Origin of the sequence: Lysinibacillus sp. NPDC093216, from assembly GCF_050280325.1 — a bacterium.
Classification (GTDB): domain Bacteria; phylum Bacillota; class Bacilli; order Bacillales_A; family Planococcaceae; genus Lysinibacillus.
Map to the genome: position 1 here is coordinate 135,735 of NZ_JBNNVB010000002.1, position 22,179 is coordinate 157,913.

30 protein-coding genes are annotated in these 22,179 nt (G+C 34.6%); 26 read left to right on the forward strand and 4 right to left on the reverse strand.

Translation table 11 applies throughout. The features are described from left to right. Positions 1-87: 87 nt before the first annotated feature. The 3 genes from ACQKOG_RS03070 to ACQKOG_RS03080 are packed head-to-tail and all read left to right on the forward strand — an operon-like array spanning position 88 to position 2,596. Complete coding sequence (locus ACQKOG_RS03070) at positions 88-531, forward strand: MarR family winged helix-turn-helix transcriptional regulator (RefSeq protein ID WP_427444966.1); 444 nt, start codon at positions 88-90, stop codon at positions 529-531. A 52-nt stretch (positions 532-583) separates the two neighbouring features. Then, positions 584-1,525, forward strand: a complete 942-nt coding sequence (locus tag ACQKOG_RS03075; protein ID WP_427444969.1) for a ring-cleaving dioxygenase — start codon at positions 584-586, stop codon at positions 1,523-1,525. Between the two features lie 15 nt (positions 1,526-1,540). Beyond that, complete coding sequence (locus ACQKOG_RS03080; RefSeq protein ID WP_427444972.1) at positions 1,541-2,596, forward strand: LLM class flavin-dependent oxidoreductase; 1,056 nt, start codon at positions 1,541-1,543, stop codon at positions 2,594-2,596. 144 nt (positions 2,597-2,740) lie between these two features. On the opposite strand, the gene ACQKOG_RS03085 is transcribed toward ACQKOG_RS03080, so the two are convergent. Beyond that, the gene (locus ACQKOG_RS03085; RefSeq protein WP_370081221.1) at positions 2,741-3,766 is read right to left on the reverse strand and encodes a DUF2332 domain-containing protein; all 1,026 of its coding nucleotides are present in this window, start codon (positions 3,764-3,766) and stop codon (positions 2,741-2,743) included. 122 nt (positions 3,767-3,888) lie between these two features. Between ACQKOG_RS03085 and ACQKOG_RS03090 the strand changes: the two genes are divergently transcribed. The 13 genes from ACQKOG_RS03090 (at position 3,889) to ACQKOG_RS03150 (ending at position 13,961) form a co-directional block, all read left to right on the forward strand. Next, the gene (locus ACQKOG_RS03090) at positions 3,889-4,770 is read left to right on the forward strand and encodes a LysR family transcriptional regulator (RefSeq protein WP_415731565.1); all 882 of its coding nucleotides are present in this window, start codon (positions 3,889-3,891) and stop codon (positions 4,768-4,770) included. Positions 4,771-5,171: 401 nt separating this feature from the next. Beyond that, on the forward strand, positions 5,172-5,846 hold the full coding sequence (locus ACQKOG_RS03095; protein WP_370081217.1) for a response regulator transcription factor: 675 nt from the start codon (positions 5,172-5,174) through the stop codon (positions 5,844-5,846). Between the two features lie 82 nt (positions 5,847-5,928). Further along, complete coding sequence (locus ACQKOG_RS03100; protein ID WP_370081215.1) at positions 5,929-6,852, forward strand: ATP-binding cassette domain-containing protein; 924 nt, start codon at positions 5,929-5,931, stop codon at positions 6,850-6,852. After that, the gene (locus tag ACQKOG_RS03105) at positions 6,845-7,627 is read left to right on the forward strand and encodes an ABC transporter permease (protein ID WP_370081213.1); all 783 of its coding nucleotides are present in this window, start codon (positions 6,845-6,847) and stop codon (positions 7,625-7,627) included. Before ACQKOG_RS03100 ends, ACQKOG_RS03105 begins: the two co-directional genes overlap by 8 nt. A 13-nt stretch (positions 7,628-7,640) precedes the next feature. Next, positions 7,641-8,525 (forward strand): sensor histidine kinase, encoded by an 885-nt coding sequence (locus ACQKOG_RS03110; RefSeq protein WP_427444978.1) that lies wholly within the window; start codon positions 7,641-7,643, stop codon positions 8,523-8,525. A gap of 373 nt (positions 8,526-8,898) precedes the next feature. After that, positions 8,899-9,354 (forward strand): SMI1/KNR4 family protein, encoded by a 456-nt coding sequence (locus ACQKOG_RS03115; protein WP_427444981.1) that lies wholly within the window; start codon positions 8,899-8,901, stop codon positions 9,352-9,354. Positions 9,355-10,109: 755 nt separating this feature from the next. Then, complete coding sequence (locus ACQKOG_RS03120) at positions 10,110-10,481, forward strand: DUF5713 family protein (protein WP_402875196.1); 372 nt, start codon at positions 10,110-10,112, stop codon at positions 10,479-10,481. 163 nt (positions 10,482-10,644) lie between these two features. Continuing rightward, positions 10,645-11,238, forward strand: coding sequence for a DUF6241 domain-containing protein (locus tag ACQKOG_RS03125; RefSeq protein WP_402875192.1), 594 nt, complete (start codon positions 10,645-10,647; stop codon positions 11,236-11,238). Positions 11,239-11,333: 95 nt separating this feature from the next. Next, positions 11,334-11,675, forward strand: coding sequence for an immunity protein TriTu family protein (locus ACQKOG_RS03130; RefSeq protein ID WP_370083386.1), 342 nt, complete (start codon positions 11,334-11,336; stop codon positions 11,673-11,675). 143 nt (positions 11,676-11,818) lie between these two features. Continuing rightward, the gene (locus tag ACQKOG_RS03135) at positions 11,819-12,037 is read left to right on the forward strand and encodes a hypothetical protein (protein WP_370083385.1); all 219 of its coding nucleotides are present in this window, start codon (positions 11,819-11,821) and stop codon (positions 12,035-12,037) included. 332 nt (positions 12,038-12,369) lie between these two features. After that, complete coding sequence (locus ACQKOG_RS03140) at positions 12,370-12,786, forward strand: hypothetical protein (RefSeq protein WP_370083384.1); 417 nt, start codon at positions 12,370-12,372, stop codon at positions 12,784-12,786. A gap of 235 nt (positions 12,787-13,021) precedes the next feature. After that, positions 13,022-13,552 carry a DUF4303 domain-containing protein gene (locus ACQKOG_RS03145; protein ID WP_370083383.1) on the forward strand — a complete coding sequence of 177 codons (531 nt, stop codon included), beginning with the start codon at positions 13,022-13,024 and terminating at the stop codon, positions 13,550-13,552. Positions 13,553-13,613: 61 nt separating this feature from the next. Beyond that, the gene (locus ACQKOG_RS03150) at positions 13,614-13,961 is read left to right on the forward strand and encodes a hypothetical protein (protein WP_370083382.1); all 348 of its coding nucleotides are present in this window, start codon (positions 13,614-13,616) and stop codon (positions 13,959-13,961) included. 244 nt (positions 13,962-14,205) lie between these two features. On the opposite strand, the gene ACQKOG_RS03155 is transcribed toward ACQKOG_RS03150, so the two are convergent. Continuing rightward, on the reverse strand, positions 14,206-15,192 hold the full coding sequence (locus tag ACQKOG_RS03155; RefSeq protein WP_370083381.1) for a DUF2167 domain-containing protein: 987 nt from the start codon (positions 15,190-15,192) through the stop codon (positions 14,206-14,208). A 27-nt stretch (positions 15,193-15,219) separates the two neighbouring features. Beyond that, positions 15,220-15,429: a hypothetical protein gene (locus ACQKOG_RS03160; protein WP_370083380.1), complete on the reverse strand. Its 210-nt coding sequence runs from the start codon at positions 15,427-15,429 to the stop codon at positions 15,220-15,222. A gap of 486 nt (positions 15,430-15,915) precedes the next feature. Between ACQKOG_RS03160 and ACQKOG_RS03165 the strand changes: the two genes are divergently transcribed. The 10 genes from ACQKOG_RS03165 (at position 15,916) to ACQKOG_RS03210 (ending at position 20,985) form a co-directional block, all read left to right on the forward strand. Next, positions 15,916-16,560 (forward strand): DUF1963 domain-containing protein, encoded by a 645-nt coding sequence (locus tag ACQKOG_RS03165; RefSeq protein WP_370083379.1) that lies wholly within the window; start codon positions 15,916-15,918, stop codon positions 16,558-16,560. 52 nt (positions 16,561-16,612) lie between these two features. Continuing rightward, positions 16,613-17,158: an SMI1/KNR4 family protein gene (locus tag ACQKOG_RS03170; RefSeq protein WP_427444988.1), complete on the forward strand. Its 546-nt coding sequence runs from the start codon at positions 16,613-16,615 to the stop codon at positions 17,156-17,158. 112 nt (positions 17,159-17,270) lie between these two features. Further along, a complete protein-coding gene (locus ACQKOG_RS03175) occupies positions 17,271-17,600 on the forward strand; it encodes a hypothetical protein (protein ID WP_427444991.1) in 330 nt (109 codons plus the stop codon). Between the two features lie 100 nt (positions 17,601-17,700). Next, positions 17,701-18,054, forward strand: a complete 354-nt coding sequence (locus ACQKOG_RS03180) for an immunity 51 family protein (RefSeq protein WP_370083376.1) — start codon at positions 17,701-17,703, stop codon at positions 18,052-18,054. A 263-nt stretch (positions 18,055-18,317) separates the two neighbouring features. Then, the gene (locus ACQKOG_RS03185) at positions 18,318-19,064 is read left to right on the forward strand and encodes a hypothetical protein (RefSeq protein WP_427444993.1); all 747 of its coding nucleotides are present in this window, start codon (positions 18,318-18,320) and stop codon (positions 19,062-19,064) included. 60 nt (positions 19,065-19,124) lie between these two features. Continuing rightward, positions 19,125-19,544 carry an SMI1/KNR4 family protein gene (locus ACQKOG_RS03190; protein WP_370083374.1) on the forward strand — a complete coding sequence of 140 codons (420 nt, stop codon included), beginning with the start codon at positions 19,125-19,127 and terminating at the stop codon, positions 19,542-19,544. A gap of 105 nt (positions 19,545-19,649) precedes the next feature. Further along, positions 19,650-19,904: a DUF7660 family protein gene (locus ACQKOG_RS03195; protein WP_370083373.1), complete on the forward strand. Its 255-nt coding sequence runs from the start codon at positions 19,650-19,652 to the stop codon at positions 19,902-19,904. Between the two features lie 102 nt (positions 19,905-20,006). Further along, positions 20,007-20,282: a hypothetical protein gene (locus ACQKOG_RS03200; RefSeq protein ID WP_370083372.1), complete on the forward strand. Its 276-nt coding sequence runs from the start codon at positions 20,007-20,009 to the stop codon at positions 20,280-20,282. Beyond that, the gene (locus ACQKOG_RS03205; protein ID WP_370083371.1) at positions 20,209-20,619 is read left to right on the forward strand and encodes an Imm43 family immunity protein; all 411 of its coding nucleotides are present in this window, start codon (positions 20,209-20,211) and stop codon (positions 20,617-20,619) included. Before ACQKOG_RS03200 ends, ACQKOG_RS03205 begins: the two co-directional genes overlap by 74 nt. An 87-nt stretch (positions 20,620-20,706) precedes the next feature. Further along, a complete protein-coding gene (locus ACQKOG_RS03210; RefSeq protein ID WP_370083370.1) occupies positions 20,707-20,985 on the forward strand; it encodes a DUF1450 domain-containing protein in 279 nt (92 codons plus the stop codon). Positions 20,986-21,055: 70 nt separating this feature from the next. On the opposite strand, the gene namA is transcribed toward ACQKOG_RS03210, so the two are convergent. Beyond that, complete coding sequence (namA, locus tag ACQKOG_RS03215; protein ID WP_370083369.1) at positions 21,056-22,066, reverse strand: NADPH dehydrogenase NamA; 1,011 nt, start codon at positions 22,064-22,066, stop codon at positions 21,056-21,058. Positions 22,067-22,179: the final 113 nt, after the last annotated feature.

The window sequence follows — 22,179 nt, forward strand, 5'->3', positions numbered from 1 at the left end:
TGAAAAATATCTCGAATTCGAGATATTTTTCTTGCTTATTTAACACTTGCGTTGTAAAGTGATGAATAAGAGGAGGGGGAGGAAGCAATGCGAAAATACACGCTCGGATCACTGACATGGATTCGGATGATGCGCTTTACAAATCAAAGTAATCAGCTTTCCAATGAGTTTTTAAAGCGTTTTGACATAACGACTGCACAATTTGATGTCCTAATACAAATAAAGACATATGCACCGTTAACGCAATCCCAATTAGCAGAGAAAGTGATAGTGACGCAAGGTGGTATGTCTCGGATGCTTACTCGTCTTGAAAAAGAGGGACTTATTGAACGCAAGCAAAATTGGAAGACTAAAACAATCTCACTAACAGCTAAAGGCGAGCAGATGATTGATGCGGCAACTCCAAGTCAGCTACAATTTCAATCTTCATTTTTTGAAGAAGTATTAACAGAAGAAGAAATGAAAACTTTAAATACACTAATGTCGAAAATAGAGAAGCATAGTCGTGATAAAAAATTACCACCAGCGTGATTTTTTTACACTATCACTTGCTTAGTCAAGTGAAAACGAGGAGGAAACATTCATGAACAAATTAAGTGGACATCATCATATATCAATGCTAACAAAAAACGGCAAACGTAATAATGATTTTTACACAAAAATTCTCGGCTTACGTCGTGTAAAGAAATCAGTTAACCAAGATTCGCCTTCCATGTATCACTTATTTTATGGAGACTTAACAGGAGCACCGGGTACAGAATTAACATTTTTTGAAATGCCTGTAGCAGGACGAACAGTTCGCGGAACAAATGCCATTACACGTATTGGACTACTAGTGCCAAGCTATGACAGTCTGCAATATTGGAAAAATCGTTTTCAACAGTTAGAGGTTGAACATAGTGAAATAACAACATATGCAGGGAAAGATGCTTTATTTTTTGAGGATCATGAAGGGTTAAGAATGGTGCTTTTAAACAATCATGGTCATGAAACACCAGCTCATTGGCAACCATGGGTCGGCTCTGATATCCCTGCCGAACATCGTATTTTAGGGATGGGTACAGTTGAAATGACAGTTCGTTACTTGCAACGGACAGTTAACGTATTAAAAGAGCTATTTAACTACACAGCTGTTGAAGAAAGTGAAAAAGAAGCAGTATTGCAATCCATTCCTGGTGAAGTACTTGGAGAAATCGTCGTTAAAGAATTAGAAGGGCCAAGTGAGAAACCTGGTCGTGGTAGTATTCATCATCTTGCACTACGTGTCGGAACAGAGGAGGAATTGCAACAGTGGGATATCAAAATTAAAGAGCAAGGCTTTGATAGTACTGGCATTGTGGATCGTTATTATTTCCAAAGTCTTTATTTTAGAGATCGTAATGGAATTTTATTTGAAATGGCAACAGATGGCCCAGGGTTTACAGTTGATTCGGCAGTAGAGGATCTTGGTAAAGAACTTGATCTCCCACCATTTTTAGAAGAAAGACGTGCAGAAATCGAAGCTATTTTAGAGCCACTAGATTAAGGAGAGATTATAATCATGGAAAAATATCGCATTGATCAATCAAAAGGCATTGAATTTGGCTTGTATTCATTAGGGGACCACATTCCAAATCCATTAACTGGTGAACGTATTTCGGCTCAGCAAAGAATCCAAGAGTTAATTGAAGCTAGTCAGCTAGCTGAACAAGCAGGTATTGATGTTTTTGCTGTTGGTGAAAGTCATCAATCGTACTTTACTACACAGGCACACACGGTTGTTTTAGGAGCAATCGCACAAGCTACATCAAAAATCAAATTAGCAAGCTCTGCGACGGTATTAAGTGTCTCTGATCCAGTACGTGTATATGAAGATTTTGCGACGATTGATTTAATTTCAGATGGACGTGCAGAAATAGTTGCTGGGCGTGGCTCTCGTGTTGGAGCATATCAATTACTAGGCGTTGATTTAAAGGATTACGAAGAAATTTTTGAAGAAAAATTAGAGTTACTGAAAAAAATAAATGACAACGAATTGGTCACTTGGGAAGGACAATTCCGTGCACCGCTTCACAATGCGCAAATTTTGCCACAACCTAAAAATGGGTCGTTGCCAATTTGGCGAGCTGTTGGTGGACCACCTGCTAGTGCTATTAAAGCAGGCTATCTGGGCATTCCGATGATGCTAACGACATTAGGCGGCCCCGCAGCTAACTTTAAGCCATCAGTAGATGCCTACAGAGAAGCAACAGAGAGAAGTGGCTTTAATCCGAAAGAGTTACCGATTGCTACAACAAGCCTATTTTATGTTGCTGATACGACTCAAGAGGCACTAGAAGGAATGTATCCACATTTAAATAGTGGATTCCAAGCAATTCGTGGCGCGAGTTATCCAAAGCAACAATTTGAACAAGCAACAGATACAAGAGATGCCTTAATGGTCGGAAGTAAGGAACAAATTATTGAAAAATTATTGTACCAATACGAGCTCTATGGCATGCAGCGATTTATGGCACAAATTGACTTTGGTGGTGTGCCATTTAATAAATTAATGAAAAATATTGAAATTATAGGGAACGATATTTTACCTGTGATCAAAAAATATACCGCGAAATAAGGTGAGTAACAGAGAGAAGATAGCCCGACGCCCCCAGTAAAGCGCCCGGCCGGAACGGAGATCAACCTTCCGTTTTGCCGGAGGGCCATACTTTATGACGCTGCATGAGATTAAATCTTATGCAGCGTTTTTTCGTTTTAATGTTTAGTTTTGGTTGGACCACTTAAACCACCGAGCATGACCATCAGGGCGTTCTAGTATGCGTATAGATGTTATTTCTCCTCGATCAATAAAATCTTGATGCAATAGCATATCAAATAAATTGTTATAACAATGGTAGAGAGGTCGTTCCATGCTGATCTCTTTTAATTGTTCAATTAGTTCAAGGCGTAATTCTATTGGGATTTGATTGGCCACATGCGTATGATAAACAACTAATAGCGCATCTTGATTTATATCTCTACTAATCTCTTTTATAAGTTTAATAGCATCTCCTTTTATCAGCTCTAAATCGAGTTCTTTTAAAATAGGAAGTGCTTGATTTAATAAAAGTCTACGTTCTTGATGCTCTGGCCAAATTAATGCCTGTAACCAACGAAGCTCTTCCTCGTTATGAATATCAATAGGATTTAAATCGATACCAACTCGCTTACAAACAACTGGCGCATTTGAAATGGAAGCTGGAAGCGGTTGTCCCCGATTTTCTGAGGACAAGACGAAAGCACTATTTGAATTGTTTATATGAAGCTGATGATTATAGCAGTAATTGTATTGATCCATTCCAAGTTGAAGTCCTGCACTTGCCCCGATTTCTATGAAGGCTAGTGGTTTTTGATGGCGTTCATAAATTTCTGTCATCATCGGGTAAAGGTAAGTACAACGGCGAATCTCATTAGTCTGGACAAGTTTTTCTTGAAATAAAATCTTCAATTCTTCTGAATGGGACAAGACGAATGCTTTAAAAACAGGGTACACTTTATTTATTGCTTTAGGTGTTATTGTTAAGGATGGATAAAAATTAACTAATTCATCATTTGATGATGGCAGTAAATATTGAACGCCAGCTAATAATAAATTTGGTACAGGTTGTCCTTGGGGTATTAATGCAGCAATTTTTAAGAGTTCATCATCATCGGCAATTTTATTCGCTAAATGTTCATACAGTGGACTTGAATTTTCACATTCATTTTTTGCAAAAGTACGAAATTGCTTACTTAATTTAGCTAACATACGATTCTCCCCTTTGTGTAAAAGTAATCGATTCTATTTTTAGTTTATTATTGTTGGATAATTTAGTAAATTAAATATAGTTAATGAAGTTGATTAACAACATTAATGAATGGGGTGAGATTTTGGATTATAAATGGATACAGTCTTTTGTAGTAGCCGCTAAATCTTGTAATTTTCGAGTAGCCGCAGAAGAACTTCATTTATCGCAGCCAAGTATTACAGTTCATATTCATCAGCTAGAACACTTTTTGAATGTTAAATTATTTAAACGTGAAAAAAATCGTGTGCAATTGACGGAGGCAGGACAGCTTTTTCTAATAGAAGCTCAGCAAATCATTCATCAATGGGAAAAAAGTATTGAACGTTTTCAGTTAGCAACAAAGGGTATTGAAGAAAAACTAGTGATTGCAATGACTCCTTTAATGGTGGAGACGATATTGCCTCATGTTATCTATCAGTTTATCAATGAAAATCCTGCCATTGAAATATCGATTCTAGTAGAGGATTCAGCAAAAATTGAGGATTTAATAAATAGTGATAAGGCGCATATTGGTATTTCCTTATTGCCAACACGTTACCGCCATTGGCACCAAGAGCTTCTTGTAGAGAGTCCTTTAGAATTGGTTATTCCCCTGGATGCTTTCGATGATGAGACAGGAGCTTATATTGATTATGAGGAATTATTTCAAACCTACACTTTATTTACACACCATCACCCAACTATTTGGGAGGATTTATTACATAAACTACAGGAAAAATATGTAGTGACCAAGCAAGTGTCCATATCCCAATCCTATGTGGTAAAACGCTTAATAAAAGATGGACTAGGCATGTCATTTTTGCCACGGATGATTGTGAGAAGAGAGCGGATGGAAGGTCGGTTTAATATCGTTCCCTTCGATGAATTAGCTTTGCCAAGTGTTCCTGTATATCTTTTTTATAAGGATTCAGTAAAAATTCCAGAAGAGCTATTATGTTTATTTCAGACGAGGGATTATTTATAAAATTATAGTCAACTATTTTAACAATTTCTTAGCGTTCTTATAACTTTATTAATGGTTCATATCAAAAGTAGAGAAGTCGTTAGTAAAACCTATGCCATGTAAGTTGATTGGAGTGGAGACTGGGCGCCCCCAGGAAGCTTTGCTCTGTAGCGAAAGCAGAGCAAAGCTACAAATGTTTTCTGTAGCGAAAGCGAAGCGTCAGCAACAAATGTTTTCTGTAGCGAAAGCAAAGCGGCAGCTACAAAATGTTTTCTGTAGCGAAAGCAAAGCGGCAGCTACAAAGTACCCAGTCGAACGGAAATCAACCCACGTTAGGGTGATAGCTATTAAAAATTTAATGTTGAACGATATAAAGTTTTATATAATATCAATAGGAATATTTTAACAAAGGTGTGATTGTATTGAGAATTTTGATGGTTGAGGATCATGAAGATGTAAATGCGATGTTAACCGAATTGTTTGTGCAAGCAGATTATCAGGTAACAAGTGTGATGGATGGTATAGAAGGTCACCGGGCATTTCTGCAAAATGAGTTTGATATAGTGCTTCTTGATATTATGCTTCCCTATAAAAGTGGGGATGAATTACTAAAAGAAATTCGCGCTATTTCGGATGTACCTGTTGTTATGATTTCAGCTAAAGATTTAGTATCAACAAAAATCGATTTGCTTCGATTAGGAGCGGACGATTATATTACAAAACCTTTTGATCTTGGTGAGGTTCTTGCCCGTATTGAATCGATATTACGTCGTGTTAAAAAACAAGCTACACCAATGAAGCAGCTACAATACAAAGACATAGTATTGGATGATGTCGCTAAGCGAGTTACAGTGAGTGGTGAAGAGGTCTTGCTAACTGCAAAGGAATATTTATTGCTCGAATTATTTATGACAAACCAAGAGAAAGTATTCACGAAAGCAAATTTATATGAATCCATTTGGCAGGAAGAATATTTAGGGGATGAACATATTATTAAAATCCATATTAGTAATCTTCGACATAAATTAAAGACAAAAAACCCGCAAGCGGATTATATCGAGACGCTTCGAGGGCTTGGTTATCGCTTACGTCCATAAATTATCCGTAATCTATACGCCATCTTTACTTTATCTATACCTTTCATGAGTAATCTATGAATATGAAAGGGAGGTGCTTAATATGGGAGAAACCATATTAAAAACGAATCAATTAACGAAAACATATAAAAAGCATTCAGTACTTCACGACGTATCGATCGAATTAAAAGAAGGGCGTATATATGGGCTTATTGGTGAAAATGGTGCGGGTAAATCAACCTTAATGAAGATTATTTCAGGGATTAGTTTTCAAACAGAAGGTTCATTTGAGTTATTTGGAAAATCATCTGACAAGGAAATACAGCAGCAACGAAAACGTATTGCCAGCATGATTGAACAACCAGCGATTAGTCCTGATATGACTGCAAAAGGTAACCTTAAATATCATCGTTTAATGCGTGGGATTCCGAATGAGGAGCTAGAGGATGAAATACTGCAATTGGTTGGATTGACGAGCACAAACAATAAGAAAGCTAAGCATTTTTCACTAGGCATGAAACAACGTTTGGGCATTGCTATTGCGTTATTAACTAACCCAGAGCTATTGATTTTAGATGAGCCAGTGAATGGGTTAGATCCTATAGGTGTTGTTGAAATTCGTCAGCTTTTAACACGTCTTTGCGAAGAGCGACAGATGACGATTCTAATTTCGAGTCATAATTTACCGGAACTTTATCAAACAACAACTGATTATATCATTATTCATAAAGGGAAAATTATGAAACAAATGACGCAACAACAGCTCGACGAAGAATGTAGACATTATATTCGCATTGGTTGTACAGCTCCCGAACAATGTGCACATGTTTTAGAAACAGTTCTTAAAACACAAAACTTTCAAGTCATGCCTAATAAAACGATTAAATTGTATGATTTCTTAGAGGAACTTGGGGACGTATCAACCGCCTTATTTGAAAATGGGGTAACACTTACGGAATTTAGTCTACAAGGAGACACATTAGAGAACTACTTCCTTACGTTAATTGGAGGTGAGCACCATGTTTAATTTAGTACGTGCTTACCTCTATAAAACAACTAAATCCAAAATATTTTGGGTCTTACTGGCTCTTACAACATGTTCTGCAACAGCAATGTTTAGTATTGCCTATGGGATTGGCAATAATTCAATAAATGAAAGCATCAGCAACGTTGGTTTTTTACTATCTGATATGAATACGATGTCAATAGTAGGCGCAGTACTAGCCACTACACTTATTTGTTCAGATTTTGATACAAAAAATATCCATCATCCAATTATAAGCGGCTTTGCAAGAATCCAAATTGTCATAAGTAAAGCGATTGTTTTCTGGATTTTACTTTTTGTTCTTGTAAGCCCGTATATCATTGTGACAATAATTGGTTTATCAATGGACAGCACGTTTAGTATGGGTGGGAAAGCGGCCGGTTTTTTAAGCATTCTAACTTCGACTACTAGTGGTAGCTTTGGCGAATACGTAACAATAATGATCACCATGACAATGGTTTATCTTGCCCAGTTAACGACTTGTATTTTACTGGCGTTTGCCTTAAGAAAATCGGTGCTTGTAGTAGCTGCCTATTACATGATGTCCATGTTCTTTGGGCAGGTCGCTAGTTTTCAGGATTCATTTGTGATTATAGATAAAGTATTATCCTTCACACCATATTCAGCGGAGTATCTTACGATTAATTTAAGCATGAGTAAAGGTGATATATTTTCGGCCGTTTCCATTTGTGTCATCTTTATAGTAGTAATTATATATTTAACATTCATGACATTTAGAAAAGCAGAAATCAGGTAAGGGGATGTAGGGAATGTGGATAGTGGCAATTGTAGTCATTGTAGGATTACTGTTTTATATTTTTTATATTCAAAGGCAACTACGATTGATGAACATACAATTGTCACAACGTCTACATGAGCAATATACACAGCCAATTAGCGTAGAGCTCCTAAATAAAGAAATAAACCAACTAGTGGCAAATATAAATCGCATATTAATAGAATCGCAGAAATCAAGGTCGTATATTAAGCGGGAAGAAAAATACTACAAGGAAATGATTTCAAACATTTCTCATGATTTTCGTACGCCGCTAACAGCGATAAAGGGCTATCAACAAATGCTATTAAAAGAACCCTTAACAGAAAAGCAACTTGCAAAGCTTGAAGTCGCACAAAAACATGTTGGAAGACTAGAGCAATTATTAGCAACGTTTTTTGAATATTCCTATTTGCATAGTAATGAAGATCAACCCAAAAAGGAACGTATTAATATATCAAATATCGTATTTGAAGAGATTGCTGGTGCCTTTGCACAATTTGAACAACAAGGAATAGCCGTCAACTTACCTAATTTTGAGCCGCTCATTATTAACTCTGATGAAGAAATGCTGTTACGCATTGTGCAAAACTTAGTACGAAATAGCATCATGCATGCGCAAGGGGATGTAACGATTAAGATGTGGTTAGAAGAAGAACATGCATATATCTGTTTTCAAAATCCGATTGACGAAAATATTCAACTAAATCCTAACCAGTTCTTTGATCGATTTTATACAACAGACAATTCCAGACGTAAAAATACGGGTCTAGGGCTATCTATTGTCAAGCTGCTAGCAGAAAAATTAGGTGGAAATGCAACGGCCAAAATAGAAAATGGCATGATTGAGTTTTTAGTGTGTTTAAAAAAGAATTTGTAATAGTAGTAGCCAAGACGCTTAGTGCATCTTGGCTACTACTATTACATAAAACGTTTACAACAATGTTATAATCACCATGGAAATATAAAACTATTTATGGTAATTATAGTATATGCGGTGATGGTTATGTTGGTGGTGATTTCATCATTTTATGTACACCTAAAATATTTTGGATTGGACTTGTATTACTAGGGATATCTCGTATCTCTATGACTTAGTCATATAAAAATAGTTTCACAAGATGACCATTAGATTAGGGAGTTCTTCAATAAAGAAAAAAGGCATTTTCATACTTATTAGACATTTGAAAGCGTAAAGTGATATTCAGTACTATGATCATACTGATTTTTGTATATGGGGGAGAGCGCTAAATATGGATGCCAATCTTATTAGTAGAATTGAATCTTTTTTGAACAAAAGTGAGTTCAAAGGGTTTAAAGGAATACCAGCAACCGACGAAGAAATATTGAATGCTGAACAAGTTTTAAATGTAAAGTTTAACGAAGAGTATATTCAATTTATTAAAATATTTGGAGGTGCTTGTGTCGGCTTAAATATATATGCGTTTAATAACGGAAGTTTTATTGGAAAAAGTACTGTAGTTGAACTTACACATTGGTTTAAAAAAGGTGGAGAAGATATGATTCCGCATGAATTGAAGGATGCCTATGTTATTTCAAATGATGGCTCAGGGAATCCTATTTTAATGAATTCAGACGGTAATATATTTATTTTTTGGCACGATTCTTGGGAAGTGGAATTACTACATAACTCTCTGCAGGAAATGTTAATGAAATATTTCCCACCATCAGGAGGTTATTATGTATAAATTTACTGGTATGACAGATACATGTTAAAAGTTATTAAAATCCATTGTAGATAGAAGGATAGGAGATCTTAATGGATGGATTAAATCATAATTTAGATAAGATTCTAAGAAACTGATAACATACATACTAGTTAAAAGAATAGTTTAACTTACAAAAAATAAGAATGGGTGTAGTTATGTTAAAAAGGTTTAGCTGGAAGAAAAACGATATACATTCAATTCAATTAAAAGATAGTTTATATATCATTGCTCAATTATTAGAAAGTCCATATGTTGCATTTTTTAATATTACGAGTGAAAGTAATAATTTTTATGAGAAGCCACTTGACTTAAATGATTTAAAACCTTTTGGGGTATGTATGGTTTTAAAAGATTTTTTTAAAAAGTGTTCTGTCGGAAAGGTGAAAGGTGTAAAACCTAATTTGAATATCCCTATACCCGAGATCTTTATTAGTAGTGACAGAGGACAGTGGGGGAATCGCTCAGAATTCAGAGATGATGAACTAATATACAATTTGGTGAGAATCGATCCATCAGTAGGAGATCAGGGTATTATGGGTAATGAAATTGTTCAGTATAATATCGATAGGAAAGATCCGAATATTTTGAATAACTATGAAATTACTGGATATAACACTGGTTACGAATTTGTACGTCGCTTAATTTTATCGATTGAGAATAGCCGTTGGATCGATCCATTAAAAGAACAACGATTGCTTGGTGGAGAAAACTATCCGTTAAAAACAGTAGAAGAAATGTGGCGCTCTGGGGTTCCGAAGTATATCAAAGGAGGAAACATTGTGAAGAAACTTGATTCTGAATTCAACTATCTAGAGGATATGTATGAAGATTCTTTCTTTCCATCATTTTTAGTAGATAAACTTAAATTGCATATTGTTAATGTAGTACATTTTATTGAGGAGGGCACTCATACAAAAGAAGAAATCCAGGAAAAATTAGACGAAATGACTATAGCGATCAATGAGCTACAGGATGAGTTTTATGAAAATGGCAGTGAAATTGAAACGTTTGCACGGGATTCAATCGGCTTAACAGTAGAAAGAATTTTACAATATTTTGAGATTGATATCGATATAGAAGAAGCTCTTAGAGAACGAGAATGGTGAAAAATTGTATGTAATCCTAACTCACTTCTTTATCCATGGGTTTTAGAAAGTATCGTTTGTCGACATCTGATAAGGCTCCAAAGGGTTATCATAGTGTGTTACTGTTATTGCGCTGGTGTTTGCATAGTGTTCTGGGATAATTATCTATAAAGGTGGTAAAAAAATGAAGTTTGTTCATGTTTTAGGTATAGTTGTTTTAACAGCATTATTGAGTATAGGTGGTACGTTTTTGATTATGAATAAGAACTATGAAAACGAAAACTCTAAAAGTGCCAAGAGGGAATTAACTAGCGGTCAATCAATTGCAAAAGAAAATAATAAGGAAAAGTTTGTATCGACAGTGGATACGAATTTTGGATGGGAAAATACTACGTATTCCAAAAAGATTGATGAATGGAAAAGTGGAGATGAACCCTTTATTGATAATCTAATGCAAGAAGTTATTCAAGAAATGTCACATCAAAAAATTATTGCAGATGAGAAAGAATCATCCATTATGATTACACCGGAGAGAATAGAAACTTTACTGCAAATGGTAGAGGAAAATAAAGATGGATACGAACACAGTGATAAATATTTAGATATATTAAATCGTTGGAAACAAGGTGATTTTAAAATGGTGGATAAAGACCATAATGATATGTGGTTTATTCAAGGGACAAAAGAAGGTGGTATAACTACTGGTATTGCTACAAAGGAACAAGAGAAAGATTATATATTCCAAGTCTTTGGTATTCCAATTGAAAAGCAGAATTAAATTCGGTTTTTTTGCACTTGTGATTAGTATGAGAAGGTTTTCCGATTCCTGACTTGCTTGTTGTGAAGAATGTTGTTTCAAAGGAGAAAAAATTGATGCAGGAAAGTGAAAATATCTTAAAAGATTTTGAAGAATGGTTTGTTACAGCAGGTAAGTCGTCATTAATATCTCCTAGTCCATTTAAAATCGAACATATACTTCATCCAAATGGTAATCACTATTATTGTTTAAAAATAGATTTCGATAGTAATATTTCTATTGCAAGACTAACGCTTTGGGAAGAGAAATCAGTGTATTTTGAAGCTATAGATTTGAAAAATAATGAAAATTTTATTAATGAAAACTATTTTTTTTCAGATTTAAATGAATTAATGAACAAAGTGATGCTATTTATAAAGCAGTTAAATGATAAAGAGCAAAATGCGCAAGCAAAGTAGTTAGAAGTAGCCTCTATTAATTAAGTGGTTTTTTTATTAATGTCGTTTTTTTGATGCTCAATATAGAAAATACAACATGAAATAATGACTCTTTAGAGAGATGAAAGATAAGTTTTATTAGAATTCATATGGGGAGCGGGCTTATGGGTACAGAAGAAGCAATTGCTATAATTTATGATGGGTTAGTAAGTGAAAATTCAGTTCCAGTAAAAATAAGAACGTATAGGGAATTAGATTCTGATTTATTAAATCAAGTGAGAGAGGCACTAAATGTTTTAACTCAATACTATAAAGATAAAGAGACAGTTCCTAAAAAATTAGCAATCGCTATGGTCGATATCAATAGTGCATTTTCATTTTAAGCAGGGTATTTTGACGATAAGTTTTTGGAGGAATTAGAGGGAATCGGTATTGAGTTACAGGAAAAGGCAATAGAGCTTTTTTCTGAATGATTTATACCTAAAAGGAGAGGGATGCAATGAACTTCCTTGGTATGGAAAACTTACTGCTTTTTGATTTTTCTAAAAGCATAGATGAATATGATTTTGTCATTGAGCCTTTGAATAAGTATATGTAATAGTAATGAACCGAAACATTTCTTGATAATAGATTACGTATATTGCTGATGAGAGAATTAAAAGTGTATGGTGAAAATGTACGGCTTTTTACTAGTTTTAAAGAAGAGGTGCATTTTATGGATTTTTCAATAGTTTCAGACACTGCAGGTGCGAGAGTTGATGAATTAGCTAGTGAATTAGCACACGCATTGGAATCTAATATAAATTCAAAATATAGGAATGTCGATGTTTCAATCGGGATAGCCTTTAGATGCTTACCTGAATCCTATGAAAGAAAATCATTTATTAGATATAATAAAAAAGATAACTATTTGACAATCGATATGGCAGTTACGGTAGAAGAATATGAAAAAATGTATAAAGTAGAACAGAGGTATTATTTGGGGAATCTATTTTTAGAGTTTCTAAACAGGGCGTTAGAAAAACACAACTTTGAAGGGCTTGAAAAAGAGATGTTCATAAGTGACATTAAAATGTGGGCAAGAGAAATCCCTTTGAAAATGGATAATGGTTCAACAAAATTGTGTAATTGATTTAACGAAGAGATTGATTGGACTGTAGATCTAGACAAATAAAGATAGTTTTATGTTGGATGAACATTTCTGCAGAAAATAATAATTTAAAAACAAATTAAAAATTCGGTGGATTCACTTGTGAAAAATTCACACTTACATCAAAAGAGGAGTATGAATTATTTGGGAATTGCTGACGCTGATTAAAAATATATTGGATCGATGTAAAGAATATTCATACAAGAAAGGAATTTATATGTATAATGATGACCTCGAAATATTAGCTGACGAAATAGCAATTGCAACGGAAAAATCATTTTTAAGTTTATTTCAAAATCAAGAAAATTATTATTATTGTGCGTTGGTGACAACAGGGGAGGCTGTTGCGCCAGTTATTTCTGCATGGTCTTTAGAAGCGTTGGAGACGGTCGCTAAAAAATATGCAAAGGCAGATGCTGAATTAATAAAATGGTCATATGCAGATTCACCATATTGGAATTTTGGGTACGAGAATTTTGAAACTGTAAGAGAACTATTTAATGAGCGTATACTTGACTATACTGATGAAATTAAATGGTTTAAAGAAGTGGACTTTAGATTAGAAGCTATGGTTTTGGCTATGGAAAAAATAGATAATAAAGGACTATTTTCATTGACACAACCGAGAAATAAAGTGTACGTGAACGTTGAGGTAATGCCTCCTGATGAAACAAATATAATCAGAGCTTTACGCCTTAATAAGAGGGAAAATATATTAGATTGGCTTAATGAGGCAGCGGAAGAATAGTATAGTTTGTAGTGCGAATATTGTTAACAATTAGATAAAGTGTGCGTGTGTGGAGGGAATTATGAAAATATTTAGTACAGCACCAGATGGTAATGAAGCTGCAGAGTTAGAAAATGCCCATTATTTTAATTTGGCAATTAAAAAAAATGAAGAAAGCAATGAGTGGTTGAAGAAAACTGAGAAACCATATCAGGTTATGTTAGTTCATATAGATATTTTATTGATGCTTTCTAGAAAGTATAAGGCAGATGCGAACTTAAGTATTAAGAAGGATAGGGTTTTAGAATGGCAAAATACTTTTGACACATGGTTTACTAGGTGCGGTCAAAAAATCCCTTCAAAATATAGAACGGGAATTAAAGAAAATGGTGAAGAGTTATTTAAAGAATTGAGTGAATATGGTCATTAAAATATCTTATTATTTCTGTCACTTAAACTAGGGGATAATGTAATCTAAGGTGTTTTGAGAAGGTTATTATGTGTCGGTGATAGTTTCCACAAGGCAGCTTATTTTATAAGGAGCTTCTATTTAAATGAATAAACGATATAAAAGCCCCTCCTAATCACTCGGCTATCGAGCGATTAGGAAGGGCTTTGATTATTCTCATTTTTGGAACAATGCAATAACCACTCCGAAAAACGTTTAGCGGTTATTACTCATGCGAATTAACCTTGCTGCGTTCACTCGCCTGGTCCTGTGCCGTTTGCTCCGACTGTGCCGGTAGTTCCGACTGTTCCGACTGTTCCGTTTGCTCCGATTGTGTCGGTTGCTGCTCAGACTGCTCTTTCTTCATTCCGAGTTTTTTGCGAATAAAGCCCCAAATTGCGCCTACAGCCAGCACAAGCACGATCCCAAACTTCTTCAATAGAGGGATGAGCACTGCAAACAAGCTCGCTTTTTTGGCAACCGCTAGCCCCACGCCTCCAAGAATTAATCCAGTCAAGCCGAATTCAGCTACCTTATCGGTTTTTTTGTCAAAATCCTCATAGCGCTGACCTTGCTTTAAGTTAAACTGCTTTAGGATCTTGTTGTTAAACACTATACGATCAGCCTGCAAATTCGCCGGATCTGAGACGAGTATCGCTGAGATATAGCCTTTGCGGGATAGAATTCGCACATTGTAGTTAATAACACTGTTGTTCTGATTATCATGCGCCAATAAAGACCACGACAAACTATGTAATTGATTGTCGTAGAATGGAGCAACATCCCATTTGTCAACGAATATCTGATTTTCAGGGCTTGACTCCTTATTCATTTCTTTCGCACCTTCTTTGTAGCTTTCCAACAAGGCATCAGCATCGATTTCCGTTTTCTCGTCGTCTTCTATATGTCCAGGTTCTTCATATTCGAAATAAACGGCCCAAGTCTGATTTTCATCCTTTGGGAAAACCACACCGATTTCTGACCCGTTTGGTTCCATTCCGCCCTGAGTTAGATACTTTTTCGTATCTTCGGCATTAAGAAAAAGAAAATCACTGCCTAACTCCAGTTCCGCTAAATTGGTCCCTACGTCGACTTTCTGTCCACCTTCTACCCAATTCAGCTCCTCTTCGGCGTATGCGGGAACCGCACACGCCATTATAATAAGAATCATAACTGTTACTGATTTTAATAGTTTTGCAATCAACGATTTCAAAAATAGCTTCCTCCCAAATCTGTGTTCTTACGCTGCGGACGACTTGTCCTTATTTCCTTTAAATAAATGAATGCCTACTAGGACGGCGCCGATACCTGCAAAAGCAATTTCAACAAAGGTTTCGCCTCCGCCAAAAATTTTGCCAAAAACGGTAAATAATTTGAATTGTATACCGAATAGCGGCAGTATGAATGCACCTAACCCTAAAATTAAAAATATAATACCAGTACGTAACATAATTAACCTCCCCTTAATAATAAAAAATACTTCTGTAGACTATCATATAAACCAAAATGTGGCAATAATGTAAATAGTCATATAACTTCTGTAGTAATTATGAATCATTAGAAATAAAAGGTTATTTCTGGAGATTACGGATTTTCTATATAAAAACGATTTACCAACCAACTAACTAATATTAAAATCCGGTCGCATTGTTTATCTGTTCGAAAGCGAAGTAAGAGGAACAAACGTTTTCTGTAGCGAAAGCAAAGCGTCAGCTACAATTACGTTAATGTGAAATCGACAGCGATTTTTCGGAATTGATTGACAATAGTTCGGTTTTTATTGCTTTATTTTTGTGTTAACCTACTTTTAATTATAGTTAGCGCACAAGACTAGGACATTATAGGTGCTATTATATTTTAATTGGAGCAACTGGTTTACTAGTATACGTATATTGAGGATGAACTAGTAAGTTATAAATGAGGGTGGTATTGAAAAATGTCAATTGAAGTTATTTTTAAAGGTGTAGAAAATGGATCCAATGTAGCTCGACTGGGCGGATATAGCTTCTTGCCTGAAAGTATTGATTGGCCATTAAATCCAGATGGAGATAAATTAACACTTGTATTATGTTTACCGACGGATTTTCTTAATGAAACTCTAAATGTAAACTTACCAGAAGAACAAGTTCTATCCGTTTTTACAACGTATAAAAAAGATGATTACTTTTTAGATTCAATCACTTTTCATGGAGATGAAGAAGAGTTAAAAAATATTAAAAAAGGATATACAAAAGTTTTATTACACAAAGCAGGTGATGTTCGAAATGAATCAGACTTTCTAATACCAGCACAAGAGTTCGTTTTTGGAGATGAAGTAAATTTAGATTTAGAAGAAGTTGATGAAGAAGACTTTGATGATATTGAGATTTACTGTGGTTCGTTGATTGGCAATAAACCATCTTTGTTACAAGTAGAAAATATGGGTTTGGATGATTATCAATTTTGCCTACAAATTTATGGTGGTGATTTTCCTGAAGGATATCAAGATGTGTTTAGCCTTAGTGACTCGGTCGGATATTTGTTTTTAAATGAAAAAAATGATCAAAATCATGCAGGTGTTTTCTTTACACAATGTAGTTGAGCAATAATAAAAGTCGAAATAAATTAAAAGGGGAAGTAGGAAGTAGACTTAAATGAACAAAAATTCTAAAGGTAACATTAATGATTTTCTGAATAAAGATATTTTGTTTGAGAATTCTTGGAAGGAAATATCGACTTCCGAGATTAATGAAATTGTATCTGACGACTTTCCAGGAAAAAAAGATTTTATAGAGTTTTATCATGCTAAAAATGGAGGGATCTTTACTAAAGGGGCATACATTTACCCTGATCATTTTTATGAAATATTAAACAACGATTTTTTCTCGATAGAAATTGGTAGTTTTTTTCATATTCCATTAATCGAAGATAAGGATGATGATTCTAATTACACAATGTCTATTGAAAGAGCAAAAGATAGAAGGATAGATTACTCTGAGGACTTTGAGAACTTTGTTTTGTTTCATATCCCATTTGCTGATAATCATGCAGACAATGATTTTTGGATTGATATCCAAACAGGAGAAATAAAATATATGGATTACGAAGAAAGTTACGACCCTGATGATGCAATCGTTGTAGCACCGTCGTTTTTGGAATTTTGCAAACACATCCAGGCACAACCTAGGGAATTGAATTAGAAAGATATGTGGAGATAATAGGGAAATGGGTTCATCGACTCTATTGATAGCTAAAGAAAGATAGATGATCCATTAAAAAGATTTAGAGTAAATGCAATGGGGGATGATGAAATTGAGGATCTTTGGAATTATGCTTGAAGATAATGAAGCTGCAGAATTTGGCAATGCTCGATACATTAATCTAGCAATTGAGGAAATAAATAAAAACAATGAATGGTTAAAGAATAGCGATAAACCATATCAAGCAATGTTAACGCATATTGATATTTTAGTAATGCTCGCAAAAAGGTTTCCTGTTAATGCAAATTTATTGATTAAACAATATCAGACGAAGGAATGGAGAGAAACATTTAACGAATGGTTTAATAGGTGTGAAAAAAAGATACCATCTAAATATAGAGAAGGCATTAAAGCAAATGGGATGAACTCTTTACTGAATTAGAAAAATACGGCAATAATTTACGTTATTGATGCTATTACTAAAAAATAGTATTACAAAAGACGATCGGTATAAAAAAAATTATTTTTAGTGGAGGGTTAAAATGAATTTTATTAATGATAAACAGCTAATAGCTCCGTTTTTTTGGGTAGATCGTAGTAGTAGCTCGGCGTCCTTTTGTTTATATGTTGGTGAATATAAGCAAGAGATTTTTGATACACGAGCTGATGAGGGATTTGAAGGAGGAGGTTATGATTGGGAATCTTTAGCGATAGTCTTTCTTGAAGAAAAAATGCCTGAATTAAAAGGTATTGTCAATTTTGATTCCGAAGCCAGTATGTTTTGTGCTTATTCCTCTGATAAAAAAGCATTAGAGAAGTTTGCTATTTCATTTAAAAATACATGTGAAGATGAATCGACTATTACGGATTTATTTTCTCGTGCAGAATTAGATTGAAGGTATTATTTATAAACTTTTTCGGGCGAAACACATGCCAATAAACAATATACTCAATGCTATTTTTGTTTTCAGAAGAGGAAGCTCGAGAGAAACCTTGTCTTGGAGTTTAATAGGGGGAGTCTAGATAAAAAGGGGTGTAAATAATGAGAAGCTATGCATTTAATGATAGTATTGGCTATTTTGAGATAAACCCACTTTTCCTTGAGGAAGGTATACAGATTGCTGAGAAGGAAAATTACCATGCAATTTGAATCCGTAATTTGAATCTAGATGCAGATTTGAAATGTCATTTAGATTTTTCATCTTTCAACAACAAAACATTCATCAATAAATTACTAATTAACGATAATTTTAAATTATCCAAGTATCAAAATATAGAAGCATTATCTACATTAACTAATCTTACAAAAATCACTTTAGCTCAACCGATAAAGCTTGATTTGAACTATTTTAAAAAATTAGAGGAGGTTGTTGTTCGAAAAGATTACTATCTAAACTTAGATAAACTAGTAAATTTAAAAAGCTTATACGCAATTAAATATATTAAACCAGATTGTAAAGAGTTTTGTTCACTAAAATCATTAGAATTTTTGCGTCTTGACACCTCGACTAAGCTAAAATCTTTGTCTGGGATAGAGGATTTAGATTCCTTGAAATGGTGTTGGTTCCAGTATATAAATAATCTAGAAGATGCACACGCGCTTAGTAAACTAAAAGGACTTGAAAGACTTCATATCGAAAAATGTAAACAACTTACTGATCTAACATTTTTGGCAGGAAATAATACTATAAAAGAATTACAGGTTTCAGATGTTGATTCTCTTGAATTTGTGAAATCTATGAAAAATTTGCATAAAATAAATTTTTGGAACTGTAAAAGTGGAGATTTATCACCATTGTTAGAATGTCCATCACTAAGAGAGGTTGCGTTTCATCCTGAAAAGAGACATTACTCTCACAAAAAAGATGAAATAAATAATTTGTTACAAGAAAGAAAGTCCATATAATGGGCTAAAGGATTACGATATGAAAAAGTTGGATTTGCAGAATGAAAGAAGGACTGCTCAATGAAATTTTCATTTATTAAAGATAATAGTAGTCTTCAGTTTCCCTCAATAAAAAGTGATGAAATTGAACAAGTAGAAAGTGAACTAGGTATTATTTTTCCAAAAGAATTAAAGTTATTTTTGATGGAGATCGGTTATGGATCCTTTGTCGGCGAAGAAGAACTAGATGAAAATTGTGTTTTGAGTCCGTCGGCAATTAGAGATTTTCGATTAAGACAAGGTTCTTTTGAAGCTTACCCAAACTACGATGAAGAAAATAAATTAATCTTCTTTATTGGATGGGAGTCAGTGCCTTTTTCAATCGGATTAACAGATGGGGAACAAAATGCTGTCTATAATAACGAGAAGAAGATTGCAAGCTCTCTTGAAGAATTTTTAACAAAGATCATCGAAGATCCTGAAAACTTCCAACAGGATTAGTGCTAAAGATTAACATGGTACAAATGGTGAAAAAATCATTGTCATTGTGTAACGTAAAGAACTGTTTTAAGTATTGTTGAAGCTAAAATAGAAAGGTGATAATATATGGAATTTTATGAGAAAATCGAACAAGTAACTACAAAAGATCAATTTTTGGAGTTTTTAAATTTACTTACAAAGGATTTTAAACATAATGTTGATGAATGGGAAAATAAATCTATTGATAACTATCTTGAAGCAATTGAATCATGGATAGAGGTCATGGAAAGTTTCTATAAGAACAGTGATTTACCAGTACCAAATAACATCGATTGGAACTTCCTAGCCCAAATTTTTTATGTAGGTAAAATTTATGAATAACAACATGCTTCAATAATCAATGCGATTTTACATATGTGTGAATTGAATTTGCTTTTCCATAGAGTGGTAGAATATTTTAAGTGAAAGGAATGAGGGGTAAATATGGGAGAAACATTTGCGATTTTTGAAAAAGAGGGTATATTCTGTCCTACTTATCTAGAGGGAATAATACATACAGAGTTCTTTGAAAATGATCCTTTTGAAGCAAGAGACTCTGATGCTGGTGAATGGAGAAACTCAAGAGATAATATGACAGAGATGCCAGAAGAAGTATGGTTTGTTACAAAAGATATAAAATATAATTTTGCTTTACGATTGGCGAGGGGGGTTTTTTGTATCGTTAGAATTTCTAAACCTATTACAGAAATTTGGAATTAACAATTTTCAATACACTAAAGTATATATGGTGAATAGGCATAAAAAAAGCATATCGTCAAAGGAATATTTTTATGTGCGATTTTATGATAGGTTAGAAGATGTAATAGATATGGAGAAATCAAATATTGAATTTTATAGGAAAGATGGAAGGATAAAAAAAATATGGGATCTACAGCTGAAAGAATCAAATACTCTCCCAGATGTTTTTCTAATAAATAATACTAACCTTTCAAGTATATTATTTTGTTCAGAAGAATTTAAAAAAGAAGCTGAAAAACTTAAATTGAAGGGCATTACCTTTGTCCCGTCTAATGAAGCTGATGTGTATAAACCTTAATATTGTATCGATTATTATTCATTAAACAGCGAACGGTAAGTTATATTGTTTAAAAACTTTTCTTTGAGTGGGAGGGGGCATCAGAGGATGGTATTTTCTCTTTTTAAGAAAAAGAAAGCGCCACAGCAATTGAAAAATAGAGTTGAATTCTGCATCACAAACTTATCACTTGGAGCGGCAGATGCCTATGATATATTAAATGAAAGATCCGATATTGAAATTGATGAATCGGGTTGTACATCACATTGTGAAATTTGTGAGCAAGGTATCTTCGCCATCGTCAATGGAGAAGTCGTAACTGCAGATGATGCAGAGACGTTAGTGAAGGCAATTGATGAAGAAATTAAACAAAACCCTCTTTTTTGAAATGAAAACAGCTTGTTAGCATAAATCAACAAGCTGTTTTTTATATTTTGGTGAAGAGCCACTATACAGTTTACCAGCCTCGTACGTATTGCACTGGAGGTTTAATTTCTTCTCTTAAATCCTTAGCAGCATGAAGTGGCCAATATGGCTCGCGCAGAAGAACACGCGCTAGGAAGATTAAGTCAGCACGATTATTTTGTAAAATTTCCTCTGCTTGAATAGCTGTCGTAATAAGGCCGACTGCTCCAGTTGGAATATCAGCACCATGTTTAATCGCTTCAGCATGAGTTACTTGGTAGCCTGGAAAAACATTTATACGTGCTTGCACGACACCACCTGTAGAAACATCCACTAAATCGATACCTTGTGATTTCATCCAACGACTGAAGACGATAAAATCATCCATAGTTGTACCATCTTCTGCATAGTCCTCAGCGGAAACGCGCACAAGTAAAGGGCCTTCCCAAACACTACGAATAGCATCGATGACCTGACGTAATAATCGATAACGATTTTCTTGAGAGCCACCGTATTGGTCATTGCGTTTATTCGTTGCTGGTGATAAAAATTCACTAATTAAATAGCCATGTGCTCCATGGATTTCAAGAACATCAAAGCCTGCTTTAGCTGCCCGGACAGCTGCGTTTTTAAATGCTTCTACAACATATTCAATGTCTTCTAATGTCATTTCAGTTGGCGTTTTAAAATCATCACTAAAAGCAATGGCTGATGGCGCAAATATTTCTCCATCTACAGTTGCTTTACGTCCAGCGTGTGCAAGCTGTATGCCGGTGTTTGCTCCGTATGCTTTCATTCCTTGAACTAATTGACTTAAACCTTCAATATGAGCGTCATCCCAGATGCCAAGATCGTTACTAGAAATACGACCCTCTGGTACAACACCAGTAGCTTCGACAATAATTAAACCAACTTGACCAGCAGCCCGCGTTGCATAATGTACTTGGTGGAAAGGTGTTACAAGCCCATCATCCTGTGCCGAGTACATACACATCGGTGCCATCACAACACGGTTTTTTAAAGTGATATTTTGTAATTGATAAGGTTCGAATAATTTAGCCAATTTAAAGCCCCCTAATCCCTAGTGATATACTTTACCCCGCTTTAACGGGCAGTGATACTCCCACCTTTAATATTTTAACAAAAGTAAGAAGTTAGGTGGGAGATAAACTGCCC